The sequence below is a fragment of the Draconibacterium sediminis genome (genome assembly GCF_000949475.1).
GTDB lineage: Bacteria > Bacteroidota > Bacteroidia > Bacteroidales > Prolixibacteraceae > Draconibacterium > Draconibacterium sediminis.
Genome location: NZ_JRHC01000006.1, coordinates 387544 through 402660, shown reverse-complemented (window position 1 = coordinate 402660; position 15117 = coordinate 387544). Strand labels below are relative to the sequence as shown.

At 38.8% G+C, this 15117-nt stretch carries 13 protein-coding genes; 2 read left to right on the top strand and 11 right to left on the bottom strand.

What is annotated here, in order from left to right; genetic code table 11:
• Nucleotides 1–56 precede the first annotated feature (56 nt).
• Entirely contained in the window at nucleotides 57–530 is a 474-nt protein-coding gene (locus tag LH29_RS20590) for a hypothetical protein (RefSeq protein WP_052671128.1), read from the bottom strand.
• A gap of 41 nt (nucleotides 531–571) precedes the next feature.
• Nucleotides 572–1966, bottom strand: coding sequence for a redoxin domain-containing protein (locus LH29_RS20585; RefSeq protein ID WP_198152530.1), 1395 nt, complete (start codon nucleotides 1964–1966; stop codon nucleotides 572–574).
• Nucleotides 1967–2078: 112 nt separating this feature from the next.
• Here LH29_RS20585 and LH29_RS20580 point away from each other — a divergent pair, with 112 nt between their 5' ends.
• Nucleotides 2079–2981 (top strand): glycosyltransferase, encoded by a 903-nt coding sequence (locus LH29_RS20580; protein ID WP_045033170.1) that lies wholly within the window; start codon nucleotides 2079–2081, stop codon nucleotides 2979–2981.
• A 44-nt stretch (nucleotides 2982–3025) separates the two neighbouring features.
• Here the strand turns inward: LH29_RS20580 and LH29_RS20575 are convergent, their stop codons facing one another.
• From LH29_RS20575 to LH29_RS20555, 5 genes are all read right to left on the bottom strand, one after another.
• The gene (locus tag LH29_RS20575) at nucleotides 3026–4069 is read right to left on the bottom strand and encodes a hypothetical protein (RefSeq protein ID WP_045033169.1); all 1044 of its coding nucleotides are present in this window, start codon (nucleotides 4067–4069) and stop codon (nucleotides 3026–3028) included.
• Nucleotides 4070–4123: 54 nt separating this feature from the next.
• Complete coding sequence (locus tag LH29_RS20570) at nucleotides 4124–4720, bottom strand: hypothetical protein (protein ID WP_045033168.1); 597 nt, start codon at nucleotides 4718–4720, stop codon at nucleotides 4124–4126.
• Between the two features lie 4 nt (nucleotides 4721–4724).
• A complete protein-coding gene (locus LH29_RS20565) occupies nucleotides 4725–5279 on the bottom strand; it encodes an RNA polymerase sigma factor (RefSeq protein ID WP_052671136.1) in 555 nt (184 codons plus the stop codon).
• Nucleotides 5280–5585: 306 nt separating this feature from the next.
• Nucleotides 5586–6281 (bottom strand): hypothetical protein, encoded by a 696-nt coding sequence (locus LH29_RS20560; RefSeq protein ID WP_045033166.1) that lies wholly within the window; start codon nucleotides 6279–6281, stop codon nucleotides 5586–5588.
• A 24-nt stretch (nucleotides 6282–6305) separates the two neighbouring features.
• Nucleotides 6306–7007, bottom strand: coding sequence for an aspartate/glutamate racemase family protein (locus LH29_RS20555; RefSeq protein WP_045033165.1), 702 nt, complete (start codon nucleotides 7005–7007; stop codon nucleotides 6306–6308).
• A gap of 268 nt (nucleotides 7008–7275) precedes the next feature.
• Between LH29_RS20555 and LH29_RS24115 the strand changes: the two genes are divergently transcribed.
• Nucleotides 7276–9252, top strand: coding sequence for a peptidase U32 family protein (locus LH29_RS24115; RefSeq protein WP_052671127.1), 1977 nt, complete (start codon nucleotides 7276–7278; stop codon nucleotides 9250–9252).
• A gap of 105 nt (nucleotides 9253–9357) precedes the next feature.
• Here LH29_RS24115 and rho read toward each other — a convergent pair whose 3' ends face one another.
• The 4 genes from rho to LH29_RS20530 form a co-directional block, all read right to left on the bottom strand.
• On the bottom strand, nucleotides 9358–11238 hold the full coding sequence (gene rho, locus LH29_RS20545; protein ID WP_045033164.1) for a transcription termination factor Rho: 1881 nt from the start codon (nucleotides 11236–11238) through the stop codon (nucleotides 9358–9360).
• A 337-nt stretch (nucleotides 11239–11575) separates the two neighbouring features.
• Complete coding sequence (locus LH29_RS20540; protein ID WP_045033163.1) at nucleotides 11576–12169, bottom strand: class I SAM-dependent methyltransferase; 594 nt, start codon at nucleotides 12167–12169, stop codon at nucleotides 11576–11578.
• A 61-nt stretch (nucleotides 12170–12230) separates the two neighbouring features.
• Nucleotides 12231–13157 (bottom strand): hypothetical protein, encoded by a 927-nt coding sequence (locus LH29_RS20535; RefSeq protein WP_045033162.1) that lies wholly within the window; start codon nucleotides 13155–13157, stop codon nucleotides 12231–12233.
• Nucleotides 13158–13974: 817 nt separating this feature from the next.
• Nucleotides 13975–14829, bottom strand: a complete 855-nt coding sequence (locus tag LH29_RS20530; RefSeq protein WP_045033161.1) for a hypothetical protein — start codon at nucleotides 14827–14829, stop codon at nucleotides 13975–13977.
• Between the last annotated feature and the right edge of the window lie 288 nt (nucleotides 14830–15117).

The following is a 15117-nucleotide window of genomic DNA, read 5'->3' as shown; positions in this document are numbered from 1 at the left end:
TAAAATTTCCAATCAGTGCAAGAGAAACTGCACAATGGTCATGTTCGAAACTGCACCTATTCCGGCCTAAAAGGAAATGATGAGTGGTGAAGATTAAGCTTTAACGAGTTATCAGCGGCTCTGAAGAAACCCATGGTATATTCCACCTTTGTTTCCATTCCGTTGGTATCATTAAAAAAATAGTTTCCCATAATTATTGCCTGTTTAAAATTGGCAATAAAATCATGTACCTCAAAACGTACTTTTTCCCAGGGCTGAAGCGCAAATCCCAGGTCTTCCGGGAAATTGTCGTTTCCACCAACAAAATACGAAAGCGCCTCTTCTTTGCTTGCCCTGAATTGTGGGTCAGTAGCTTTTGTAGGCTTAAAAAGTACTTTGCTTTCGCCGTAACCATACAGATCTTCGATGTGCTCTTTGGCGGCTTTCACATAGTCGCCTTTTGCAGTGTAAATTTTACCAATGCGAATAATGCCGTTACCCCAGTCGTACTGTCTTTTTAAAATATCTTCTTTACTGAATTGTTCATTCATTTTTCTACAATTTTTATTCAAGTTAACAGCTTTTTATGAGCTTAGTTCAATTCAAGCGGAATAATTTCTTTTAATTGTTCCACGGTCATTTTTTTTCCGATGATTTTTTTGTTCTGATCGAGCAGATGAACGCCCGGCGTTTTTCGTGCATCGTACTTTATTTTAAAGCGCGAGGTATGTTGCGGATCCCAAACATTTATCCAATCGAACATATTGTGTTTGGCTAAAAATTCCGTCCATTCTTCCTTGTCATCCATCGAATAAATGGCATAAACCGTAAGGCCATTGTCTTTGTTGGGCAGGTACACTTCCTTGTAAAATTCAGGAACAAAAACCTTACAGTGCGAACAATTGGGCTCGTAAATAAGAACAACGGTTAGCTTTGATTCAATTTGGTGCAGATTGATAAATTCGCCATCAAAACTCTCCAACGTAAGGTCGGGAGCGATTTCGCCAATCAGGTTGTCCTGCATAAAAAGTACATTCTCGCGAATGGTCTCAAGCGATTCTTCAGTTGCCCAAAATGCTTCGCCACTTAAATAATAATCGCGGGCAATATCAACAAACAGTGCATCCATACCCATAATGTTGCTATTAATGCTGGCGTTCAGAAAAAAAGAAGTGGCAAACTGAAACAGGCGTTTATTGGGCCTAACATCTTCAATAAATTGGTAAACGTATGGTTTTACTGAATCATAACCCGGGTAAAGCACCTTGTTGAACCAGGTTTCGAGCTTGGTCTTATAAAAAGGCGTATACAGATAACGTTCGTCGGTATAATCAAAATAATCCCAAAAATGTTCTTTCTGATAGTTGAATCGAGCTATAAGAAGCAGGGAATCATTCTCCTGAATTTCATTTGATAACGTTGATTCATCGAGTTTAGGAACGTAATTAGCTGTCAGGAATTTATAGAGAAATGAGTCGGGGTACTTTTCATCCACCATTGCCCAGTATTCGTACATTTGGTTGTTCAATGCCTCGCGTTGTTGGACAATTTTTTCTTTTTCTGCGGCATCGGCATTTTGGTAGGCTTTGTTTAACGAGGCACTCTGTTGTTGCAGGTCTGCCAGAAAATTCATGTAATCGACAAAAGCTTCAGATTCGGCAGCACCTTCGATTTTGGCATCTTTGCCCGCAAACGTTGAATTGCTTATTTTAAAATCCTGATCGGCACCCAACAGAAAGTCAAAATGGTGGTCTTTATCAACAAGTATTTTGTACAAACCTTGGGTTAAAACAGTGTCGCCTGTTAATACACCATGCCCTTTTGCATCAAGTTTGGCTGAGTCGGCTGCATATATTTTGCCAAGATAATGGTAGGCCAGCTGAACGGTTTTATCCGGGGCTCCATCAAGCTGCACTTCAATGTTATAGTGCTGTGCGCTAAGCTGAAAACTAAAGAACAGGAAAAACAGAAATACGAATCGTGGCATAAGCATTTTCAAATAACGTCTTAAAAATAGTATAATTACCCAAAATGGCTAATCAGAAGAAAATTGTTTTGATCGCTAAATATTGTAAATTCAGGGCCTGAAAAAAGAAACTATGCTTTCGGTAAATATCCCGGTATATAACATTGAAGTGGTGGATTTGGTAAACGACCTACACCAACAGGCTACAGGTTTAGAAATTGATTTTGAGATCAGAGTATACGACGATGGTTCGGACGAAATTTTTAAATCGTTGAACCGCATTCTTAAAAGTAAGCATAATGTTGTGTATAACGAGATGGAGAATAACCTTGGCAGAGCCGGAGTTCGTAACAAAATGGGAGCCGACTCAGTGTTTGACTGGTTGCTGTTTATAGATGCCGATTCGAAAATTATAAGCGCTGATTATTTAAAAAATTACCTCGAAAACCGGAACAAGAGCCAGGTGTTGTGTGGTGGAACAGCTTATGCGAAACAAAAACCGGCCGATCAGGAAAAACTACTTCGATGGACATACGGAACAAAACGTGAGGCGGTAACGGCAGTAGTTCGTAACCGCAGCAAAGGTTTTATTATTACCTCTAACAATTTTTTTCTTGCGAAGGAACTTTTTGATCGGGTGAACTTTCGGGAAGAATTACGCGAATACGGACACGAAGATACCTTGCTGGGCTACGACTTGTTTTGTGCCGGAGTAGAGATCTTTCATATCGATAATCCGCTGGAACATACCGGCCTTGAAAGTGCGCAGGCATTTTTGAAAAAGAGCTGTATGGCGCTCGAGAACCTGAAAAAAATAGGAGAGGAACTGCTTGATGGCGACCAAATGTTTTACCGCCAGGTAAACTTCTTGCGGAAATATAAACGGATAACTTTTTTTATTCCATCGCGAACTGTCGGGCGGCTATTCAGAAAATATCGTGACAAAATGGAAGAGAATTTAAAAGGTGCCCGTCCATCGTTATTGGTTTTCGATTTGTATAAGCTGGGTTACTATGCAGGCATAAAAAACCGCTGACAAATATTGCCAACGGTTTGAAAATATGTTGTATAGTCTAAGTGTTAATCGTTCAGGTCAATATCGCCGTAACGACTTACAACTGTAACTTTTCCGCCTGCTTCCGAACCAACTTTTCCAACCACCGTGTTTTTATGGTTATCTTTAATACGGTTTCCGGTAAATTCATCTTCAGGATATGAAATGCCGCAGTAATCGCAGCTGGCATCAAGAGAATAACTGGCATCGTCGAGTCCCAGCGAAATCTGACCGTAGCTGTTGGTTATGTCGATAAACTCGAAGTTGGCTCCAACTTCATCTACCTTGATACCTCCGTAACCCGATTCAACTTTTAAGCTTTTCGCCAATTCTCCAATTTTAATATTGGTGTACTTAATTTCAGCTGCCAGCGATTCCAGCTCTTCAAATTTAAATTTGTCGTATTTCGATTCAATGATCACCGACTTACATTCTTCAACGCTAATGTTCGAGTATTTCGATTCGATATTTAACGAAGTGGCTTCTTCAATATCAAGAGGCGAATAACTTACGTCAACATCCATGTGCGAAACTTGGCCAATATTTGCATTTCCGTAGGCCAGCGATAAGCTTAGCGAACCACTTTCGGGTGTAGTTAGTTCGTAAGCCGTAAAGTTACCGTATTTACAATCGAACTCGCCGTTTCCGGTAAGCCGGGCAACAATGGTATTGCCGTACTTGTTGTTGATTTTCAGATCTTTGTCGGAAGGAATATTCACTTCGTAATCGATGCTAAAACGTCGGTTACTTTTAAAGTTCTTTTCAATTTCGGTAACTGCTTTTACGGCACTTCCCGTTTTTCGGATATACACTTCCAGCATATCAAGCAAATCATCGGCTTTGTTCTCGTTTGGTGCATCAACGGTTATAGTTACATGAATAACTACCGAGTCGCCGGTTGAATTATTAATTTTTACTTCGCCAAAGCGGTTGTCGATTTCCAGTGATGATACCTCATTGTTTAACCATGATTTATGGTACTCTTTTGTTTTCTCTTCTGCGAATACTGTTGTTCCGGCAGCTAAAATGCCGATGATAAACAGTGCTGCAATTCTTTTTAATGCCTTCATTTTATTCTGGTTTTAATTTTTACTATTAATTCTTTCCAGCCAATTTACTTTGTATTATATGGCTGTTGTTTCCTGTTCAAATTCTTGTGTTTTCTGTTGTACTTCTTCTAATTTGGTAATGATTATATTTATAACACTAAGCTTAGCCTGGTAATATTCTAACATGGCGTTAATAACGCGCTCGTCGTTTGGGTTGGCTGTTAAATCCTGCTGCAAATTCTGGTAAAGGGTTTCAAACTCGGCCAACTCATTGTTCATCATAGTTTGTTCGTCTTCCGAAATCAAACCCTCTTCAATCCACTTATTCCACTGCTCCATACCGGTATTTATCGAGTTGGTGTAATAATATTCAACTTCCTGGTATTCCGGCGAAATAGAAGCAAGAGTAACGCTTGCCGATTCTGTTTTCGAATCAAAAATTCCCTGGTTGTTTGGCGAAAAGTAGATAAACGCCTGGTTGGTTGCCAAAAATACAAACACAACAGCGGCAGCAACTTTCAGAATCATATTCAGACTTATCGTTCTTTTCTTTTTATGTTGCTCGTTAAGTTTTGCCTCAAATCGTGCAAAATGGCCTTCCATTGGTTCGTTATCGTTTAACGTTTCAATGTTCTCCAGTATTAGTTTTTCTATGTTATCTCTTTTTTCCATAATCTTAATTGTATGAAAATATTTCCTTCCCTCTTAATATCTCTCGTAACTTATATTTAGCTCTCAGCAGCTGGGTTCTCGAAGCTGAATTCGATATGCCCAAAATCTGGCTGATCTCTTCGTGGTCGTACCCCTCAATCAGGTAAAGACTTAACACAACCCGGTAACCGTCAGATAGTTCCTGTATCGCCTGTTTTAACACCTGGGCGTCCAGCTCGCATGTATCCATCCGGCTATCGGCAATTTCTGTGGTACGTTCGTTTACCTCTTCAAATTGTACTTTTCGTTTCTTTAAATAATCCAATGAACGGTTTACAACAATACGCTTTAACCAAGCCCCGAAACTTACTTCGCCTTTGTAGGTGCCAATCTTTTTAAATGCACTTAAAAAGGCCTCCTGCATAACATCTTCGGCTTCCATCTGATCATTTACAATCCGCAGGCTTACACTGAACATGGCTTTGTAATAAAGCTTGTACAGCTGGAATTGTGCCTTTTGGCTTCCTTCCTTACACTGATCGATGATCTCCTGATGAATATTTTTATAAAGTGTATTCAATCTTTTATTTTTCTGATTCAATGACGACGGCAATATTTCAATGTTGCATACGTTACGGAAATATTTTTTGTTTTTCGGTATTTTTTGCGAAATGTATTGGGAAATTAATGAATATCAATGTGTTTTGAGAATACTTTCCACATCAGATTTATTCAACTGCGATATTTTATTAAAGAGCTGCAGGTGCTTAAATGAATGAGTAGCGCGTGACGAGTATCCAATATCCAATATCGAGAATCCAGCATCTAGTATCCATCATCCAGTTGAACAAAGTGAAATCCCGACCGCAAGCGTCGGGGTATTAGGCTACAACGAATTATAGTATTCAACCAACTCAATCATCTTGTCTTCCTTGCTGGGTTTAATTTTATTCTTTTTAATAAAACTCTCCATTTGACTTTGATGATTGGTAAAAAAATTTTCTAAATCCTTTTTCGATTCAATTCTTACCGCAGTTTGCTGATTTAAACGAAGGTAGTAAATATCAGGGCGCTTTATAAATTTTGCCGGCTCAGGTTCAGCGTAAGCGGCGGCTTCCTTTGGTTTTTTGTATATCACTTCAGGGCGGGCATATAAACTAAGCTTCCCTTCGAATAAAAGAATAAAATACGCACGTTTTACTTTGTTGCCGAGTTCGTAAGGAATGTTTGAAAAAGTATTTTCCCCAACTACTGCTTTCTCAACAATTTCGGGCGCGGCTATGGCCAGAATCTGCTCGTCGGGTGTTTGAAATTCCATTTCGTCGTTGAAAATATTGTAGCGTAGCGGAATATCGTTGTATTGAATTTTTTGGTACGTATAAATGGTACCAGGGGTAAATTCATCGTTTAAATAGGGCGATCCTTCAATATCTCTTTCGGAGATACTGTTCCTGTATTCTCCTTTCGATATTTTGTTCATCTCATAAAAGTCGATAGCATTTCGCAAATCATAGATACTTTGGGCATAAAGTCCGGCAGAAGAAAATAATAGAATAACGAACAGGGAGATGTACTTTTTCATGGCTAATAGTTTATTCGGTTAATATTAACAATTTTCATCTGATGTTGCAAATTCGGCAATGGCTTTGGCATGTAGCTCAAGGGTGCTGAACAAGGGTTGTTCAAAGTCATCCTGACTGATGAGCAACGGTATTTCGGTGCACCCCAAAATCATGCCTTCGGCACCTTTTTCAGCCAGTTTATTCATAATTGCGAGAAATCCGGTTTTGGTTTCCGGTAGAAAAATTTCTTTTAGTAGTTCGTTCATAATGGAGGTGTGAATAAATTCACGTTCCGGTTTTTCGGGTACAATAACCTCAATGTTGTGTTCGGCTAATCGTGTTTTATAGAAGTCGAGTTCCATAGTTTCGCGTGTTCCCAGCAGTCCAACTTTGCAAATTCCTTTTTCTTTTATGGCAGCAGCTGTTGCATCGGCAATGTGTATAATCGGAACATCAATTTCTGTTTGTAACTGCTCGTAGGTAAAATGAAGCGTGTTGGCACAAAGGGCTATAAAATCGGCTCCGGCATTGCAAAGCTTTTCGCTTGCTTTTTTAACGATGGAATAAACACCTTCACGGTCGTTTTGCTGGTTGCAGGCATAAATGTCACCATAATTTACCGAGTACAAAATAATCTCAGGAAAGGTTAATCCACCCTGGTTTTTGTTGACGGTTTCGTTAATGATTTTGTAGTATTCCTGTGATGATACCCAGCCGGTTCCTCCTACCAATCCAATTTTCTTCATTTGTCATAATTTTCTTCTTCTCAAAAGTGCTAATTTATTTGAGATAGTTAACCTGAAAGATTCACAAATTTTTCACCCGAAGTGTTGACGATTGAAAATCTGCACGATTCATGGTTTGATTAAGTTTATTTCATGATTTTCAATGTCAAGGTTAACCCTGACAAATAATTAATTCTAATTATTTCGTCAGCCCTGTGGGTAATTAATTCATTTTCATGAATTAATTAGGTTAAAATTTATTATTGCTAATTTTGCGCGAAAATAGATTATGCAAAAACCGGAACTTCTTTTACCTGTTGGAAATCCAGAATCGTTTTATGCTGCATTGCGCGGTGGGGCCGATGCAATTTTCCTGGGCTTAAAACAATTTAACGCCCGCGGCAGGGCAAAGAATTTTACCAACGGGCAGCTGGTTACCATTCTTGAAGAAACCAAAAAGAAGAACATACTGGTTTACATTACGCTAAATACGGTGATCAAAAACAATGAGATTCCGGAATTGCTCGATTACCTGAATTTTTTAAACCAGGTTGGTGTTAACGGAGTGATCATCCAGGATTGGGGTGTTTTTTATATTGCACGTACTTACTTCCCCAATTTGGTGTTACATGCCAGCACACAAATGGGTATTCATAATTCAACCGGAGCTAATTATGCACATAAAAAGGGGATAGAACGAGTTGTTCTGGCCCGCGAATTAACACTGCCTGAACTGACTAAAATATGCAAAAAAAGTAAGGTCGAAACCGAGGTATTTATTCACGGTGCGCTATGTTATTCTTTTTCAGGAATGTGCCTTTACAGCAGTTATGCCGGGGGCAGGGGAGCCAACCGCGGACTTTGTACACAACCTTGCCGACGCACTTATACCGCTAAAAATGAGCATCAGTATCTCTTTAACTTAAAAGACAATCAGCAAATTGATTTGGTCGACCGTTTTGCAAAAATGGGAGTAAACAGTTTAAAAGTTGAGGGTCGAATGAAATCGGGCGAGTACACCTATCGGGTGGCACAAGCCTACCGAACAGCGCTTGACGGACCTGATCAGCTAGATAAAGCAAAAGAACTTTTGTCGCTTGATTTCGGACGCGAGAAAACAGCCTATTTTATGGGTAAAGATGTAAACGAGGCCATTTCTGAAAAAACGGTGGCCGGCGTCTTTCTTGGCAAAGTTGAGCAGATAAAAGGGCAGAATATCTGGTTAAGCTCGCAAATTAACATTGAACCGGGCTTCCGTTTGCGTTTTCATATTCCGGGCACCGAAAAGCAGGAAACTGTAAAAGTGCGTGAAGTAGCCGAAGAGAATGGGTTGTTTAAAATTCATTCGGGCGGAAAGCAGGTAAAACCCAACAGCGAAGTTTATTTGTCGGGGATTAATGATGTTAAGTTTCCCTCGAAGCTGGAAGATACTAACGCACATTTTAAGCAGCTGAAATACGGACACAAACAAAAGATATTAGGTGCTTTAAAAGGCAGGGAAAATGGCCGTAAAGAGGAGTTTTATTTTCGCGTAAACTCCATGGAGTGGCTAAAAAAGATGAACCTGAACGAAATGGAAGGTTTGTTTCTGGCTTTTTCGAAAATTACCTGGAGCCGCTTCGATCCGGAAGTACCGTTTATTCAAAAGTTTAAGGAGAAAATATACATTGAACTGCCGAAGTTTATTCAGCAGGATGCATTGCAGTTTTACCGTGAGCTGATTGCCAAAATGGTAAAATGCGGACTGCGCAACTTTGTAATCAGTCATATTTCGCAACTCGACCTGATTCCGCCAAAGTGTCGCATTATTGCCAACGAAAATGTATATGTTTTTAACGATGCAGCAGCGTGTTTTGTCAAAAACGAAGGTGTGAGTATGTTTTCCTATCCCCAGGAAATTGATTTTGAAACCCTGTTTTCACTGTCGCACAAAGACGGAATTGTGCCGGTTTATTTCTATCCCGAACTTTTCCATTCGCGAATGCCAATAGCCATGAAAGAAGGCAATGATGAGCTGGTGGATGATATGAACATTAAGTTGCAACGCTTCCGCCGCAATGGAATTACTTCGATTGTTCCGCAGGTTCCGGTTTCCATTTCGCAATCAAAAAACAAACTCAAGAAGAATGGTTTCTTCCGGTTTTTAATTGATTTAAGTTACGAACCGGTTTCAAAACACCGGGCAAAAACAGTTAAAAGTCGTATTCTGCGATCGGAGCAAATTCAACCATCAAATACCTTTAATTTTAATAAGGGATTGAAATAAGAATGTCATCTTTCAATAAGATGACATCCTATTGCATAACTTTCAGTCAATAAAAAAGCAGGTCCGAAACCGAACCTGCTTTTTCTATGTTGTTGTATTTACACTCTATCCATCGTTCATCGATGCAAGGAATTCTTCGATACTTGCTGTACGCATCAGTCTCGTTTTCATAAACTCCATTGCTTCCAGGGCGTTCATATCGCCAAGGTAGTTGCGTAATATCCACAGTTTGTCGAGAACCTCTTTCGAGAATAAAAGGTCTTCGCGACGGGTACTCGATGTTGGAATATCCACAGAAGGGAAAATACGTTTGTTCGACAATTTTCGGTCGAGTTGCAGCTCCATGTTACCGGTACCTTTAAACTCTTCAAAAATAACCTCGTCCATTTTCGATCCGGTTTCGGTAAGTGCCGTTGCCATAATCGTTAATGAACCACCTTCTTCAATGTTTCGTGCCGCACCAAAGAAACGTTTTGGTTTATGCAGTGCGTTGGCGTCAACACCACCCGAAAGTACTTTACCCGATGCCGGTTGAACAGTGTTATATGCACGGGCCAAACGTGTAATCGAGTCTAGCAGGATAACCACATCGTGCCCACATTCGGTTAAACGTTTTGCTTTTTCCAGTACAATATTTGCCACTTTTACGTGTTTATCAGCCGGCTCATCAAAAGTTGATGCAATTACTTCGGCATGCACGCTGCGCGCCATATCGGTAACCTCTTCCGGACGTTCGTCGATCAGTAATACGATCATATAAACCTCAGGGTGGTTAGCTGCAATGGCGTTGGCAATCTCTTTTAATAATACGGTTTTACCGGTTTTTGGCTGGGCAACAATCAAACCACGCTGTCCTTTACCAATTGGCGCAAACATATCAACCACACGTGTTGAAATATTGTCGTGGCCATTTCCGGTAAGGTTGAATTTCTCATCGGGGAATAAAGGAGTCAGGTGATCGAATGGTACGCGGTCGCGAATATATTCCGGGCTACGTCCGTTAATCTCCAGTACTTTAATCAATGGGAAATATTTTTCACCTTCTTTTGGCGGGCGAACTGTTCCTTTTACGGTATCACCGGTTTTTAAACCAAAAAGTTTAATCTGCGACTGCGATACATAAATATCATCGGGCGAGTTCAGATAATTGAAATCCGATGAACGTAAGAAACCATAACCGTCGGCCAAAATCTCCAGTACGCCGGTGTTGGTAATAATACCTTCAAACTCGAACTGACGTTGTTTTTGGCGATTTCCCTGCTGATGACCTTGCTGCTGACCTTGTTGTTGGCCCTGTTGCTGGCTTTGCTGCTGGTTTCTGTTTTGCGGTCTTTGACGGTCTTCTTTTCCGCCGGTATTTTGTCTTGGCTGATTCTGCTGATTTTGCTGATTCTGCTGGTTTTGTTGATGCCTTTGCTGGCCACCACGATGTTGCTGCTCTTTATGTTGTTGAGCTTTAACTTCAGGTTTTTGCTGTTCTTGCTGTTTTTCCTGAGTTGGTGGTTTTTGCTGTTGTTGCTGAGGAGCTGTTTTTGTTTCCTCCTGTTTGGCAGCTTCAACATTTTGTTGCTTTGGCTCCGCAGAAGATTTTTCCTTGGTAAAACCTTTTATGATTGCTTTTATCTGGTCCTGACGCGTTTGAACTTTATCGTCAATTTTGTCGCTTTGTTTCTTTTTAGGACCTGATCCAACTTTTTCGCGTTTTACCGTCTCCACTCTTTGGCGAGGACGTTTTGAACGGCGCGGTTCATCGTCATTCTGTGCGTTTCTGTCGGATTGATTTTTTCGATTACCGGCTCCTCCTTTTTCATCTTTAGGAGCATTCTTTGGGCCTTTGTTTTCAGCTTCAAGAACAGCTTGGGTATCTAAAATTTTATAAATAAGATCCTGTTTCTTGTAGGATTCTACACGTTTAATTTTGAGCTCTTTAGCGATCTCTTTTAATTCAGGAACAAGTTTCTTGTTCAGTTCTAAAATATCATACATTATACTATTGTTATAACTTTTCTCGATTAATAATTGTTGAAAAAATACTTGGAACAATTGACGAGGAGGGTGATTTTCTTTTGAAATCGTGTGCAAGTATAAATAAATACCTGCTTGTAAACAAAAAATTGAAACTCTTTTTTCTTCCTCTTTCTTATTTTTAAGTAAAATTAAAACTTTTGGTTCGTTCGTAAAAATATATTTCCAAAAAACGATTCAATTTGCTCAGTAGAAAGTTCTGATTGTAAATACTATACGTTTAACAGGGTGAAATTGTTTAATTTTATTTATAGGAGTTTTCTTTGGTGGTTTATAATGTGCCCGAAAATCAAGGTTGTTACTTAACTCCTTTTAACCTGATAATTGACGCGAGACCGCGGTGATAGAGGCCTTCATCCAGTTCTATATCGGTTTTATATGTTGTTAGTGTACTAAAATTTTTAAAGTCATTTTTTAATTCTTTTTCATCGAAAAGAAAGCCGATATCTTTAGGGCCTCCCGTATTTTTGTTTATTTGTTCTTTCGAAAAACCTTCAAGAATTAAAGTGCCTCCGGGTTTTAAATAAGACGCTAATTTTTGGTGTACCTGGTTTCGCATATTTTCCGGCATATGTACATATGTCAAACAAATACAATCAAAATACTCTTTTTCAAAATCCGCATTTTTATAATCAGTTACCTGGTAATTGATGCTTACATTATGTTTATCGGAAAGAAGCAGTGCTTTTCTTTTTCCCTCACTACTGGGGTCAAAAGCTGTTACTTCCCAACCTAATGTTGCCGCAAATACTGCATTGCGTCCTTCGCCTTCTGCCGGAAACAGTACTTTGCCCGGCTGAAGTTGCGGCAATTGTTCTTTTAAAAATTCGTTTGGCGCTTCTCCATAGGCATATTCTGTTGCGCTGTATCTTTCGTTCCAAAAACTGTTCATTGTCCTAATATATGCAATTTTCAACATTCAGAACAAAAAATGGTTGACAGTTAAACTTTATCTAATTAGATGTAATACAATTCTGAACATTCAGTTCTACTGCATAATAATTGTATTTCGTTAAAGGACCATAGTAATAATACATAGGAGGATATGGAGCTAATGGATTTCCGCTATATACCTCGAAAGCTTTGCCTCCGGGCTTATTATAACCCGTGATAACAACCTCCGGGGTGTTACCGGAAAACATCCAGGCCTGATCGAAAAAAAACCTGATCTGTTGATCGATATACGAAACCGTACCGATGATTTCTCCATTATCAGCAACCATGTTTTCAATTTCTTTATTTATGTCGTAATAATAGGTACCATTAATCATTTCGCCACAAAATGCTAAATGAGGGAAACAGCCTCCTCCACCAACAGGGGTATAGGTAGAGTAGGAAATTGCATCGTCGGGTGTATCAGGAAGATTATCTCCTTTGCTCCATGCTGATTCCAAGTATCCTGTATTTGCATTAATAACCACGGCATGAGCAAAAAGGTAAATTTCGGTTCCTTCCCCGAAATCGTAATTTAAAGCAATTTCTTCTTTCGAAATATTGAACTGGTATTCAGTTTGGCCGGATAATTTATACCGGAACTTACCAGGAATTGGCCTGTTTTTGATATTGGAAGGAACTTCACCGATATCGGTGCCTACCCAAAGCTGTACTTCTTCAATATTAAAATCTGAATTCCCTGTAATTTTTACCGTTAAAGTATTCGCATCGTTGCTTACCCTCATTGTACCAACCTGTTCTTTATTTTTAAGTTGAAGGGGTATTTGTTCTTCGATAACTCCATTTTTTAAATAGGAATATTCTGTGATGAAACTCGTCTCCACGGACTCCATTTCTTCCTTTGAGTTCATCAGATCTACATCTATACAACCTCCCAAAAATGTGCTTGTTAGTACAAATATTCCGAATAATACCTTTGCTTTCATCGATTTAATTTTTGTTGTGTTTTTCAATAAGAACCTATCCTTTAGGAGAGCCGGTTAATACGACTCTTTCTAATTATTAAAAGGGTTTGATAAAAATTCGGAAGTTGCTGTCGGATTAGAAGTATTACTTCCAACAGAAGTCTTTTGAAGCGTCCAAAAACCAAAGACTTTTTTCCTTCTTGATCTCTCTCCACACTCGAACTTGTCGATGTGTAATGTACAGCATGTCAAGGGCAATATATCCTTTTTGTAAATAGTTGGTATTCAATTCTGTTTAAAAGTTTTTAACGATTAACCCCGAAACCTTTAGCAATATTTGTTAAAAACTCGCCAAGTGCGTTACTGCCGTGTAATAGAGGACTTTGAGAAAATTAAGCGAAAAAGCATTTATTTGGGTAAAATCCGGTGCTCAAAGTCGGTGCAATTCAATTCAATGAACATAAAAAGGCATAATTGCCTATGCCTTTTTATGCTTTCCTTATTTTTTATTCATGGATAATTTTTCCATTGATCACTTCATCGTCGAACTATTATTTATGAAACTGCTTTTTTCATGGTGATACAGTTCGGATAATGTAATAATCTAACGATGATGATAAGTTACGAAAAGGAGAGGGGTTTATTATTGATTTATAGTGTTTTATTGAAAATTTGGAATTGATCCAGATAAGAATAGTTAAATGGATAATAATGGAAGTTATGAATTGACGGCGTGCTAGGGACTTCGGTTACGACAAAAATAAAACCGCTGAAGCAAGCCTCAACGGTTTTAGAATATTTTATCAAATCAACCTTAGTTAGGTCATTTTCTATTTTGTTAATTAGAACAGCCGGTGTAAACGATATTTGAAAGGTCACCTTTTATTGAATAACCGATTACTGTTTCATCAATATCCGGTGTACTCGGATCGTCTTCAGTCGTTATTACTTGCTCTCCATCGATTGCAATAATTTTTGTGTCAGTCCAAATAACCGCTTGTTCGTCTTTAGCATTGCCAGAACCACAATCAGGTACAAAGCTAAATTCAAATGTGGTTGGTTCGCTGGCTTTACAGCTAATTTCTCCTGTCCAGGTAAATACAGTTTGGTTCTTTGGATTATTTACAGAATATACTTTTCCGTCTGGTGCTTCATAGTTTTCTTCATCATTTAGTTCTAGATTTTCGACCTGCGGAAATGTAAATACGATTGTAATTTCGGCTTCATCGTTATGGTTGTATGAAAAAACGATATCCAGATTATTTTCAGTTTGATATGAAAATGAAGCATCGTCACACATTTCGCAGTTCTCAACAATAAGTGTTTGATAGGAATAACCTCCACTACCCACTTTAAAACGTAACTCGTACTCACCTTCTGTTTCAAAAGTTAAATAGAACTTTTGGGGATCATCGGTAGTTTTACTCATTTGAAAAACCTGAATCCATTCTCCATCTGCCAATTGTTGAACCTGAACATTAGTCCCAACTTCTGTATCGATGATAAATTCATGTTCCACTCCCGCGCAAATTTCAGGATCCCAGGTAACTAAGTCTTCTGCTTCAGCTATTTTTGCTTTTTTCAGCATAACTCCTTCTTCTGGATTTGTGAGTGTTTCGTCTTTCTGGCAACTCCAGAAAATGCCGGCTGCTGAAAGTAAAGTCAACACGGCCATGTAAACCAATTTTTTCATCTTTTTTTGTTTTTGAGTTTATAAAAATTAACAAGTATTTGTCCAATATTCGATTCGATAAACCCTATTAATAAGGTTTTTAAGGCGTGATCAAGATAATAGTATTATTGTTAATTAAGGTTGATGCCTTGTCCGAATTTGAGATTATGTTTCGCAACGAAAATTAATCTGAAATCTTAGGTATCCAGGGGCTACTCAAAAGAAAAAAATGATTTACGTACTTGGCACAATTTTTATTATGTTTTGATTTGTTTCAAATTGGGATAAACTATTTTATTCAGCAATATA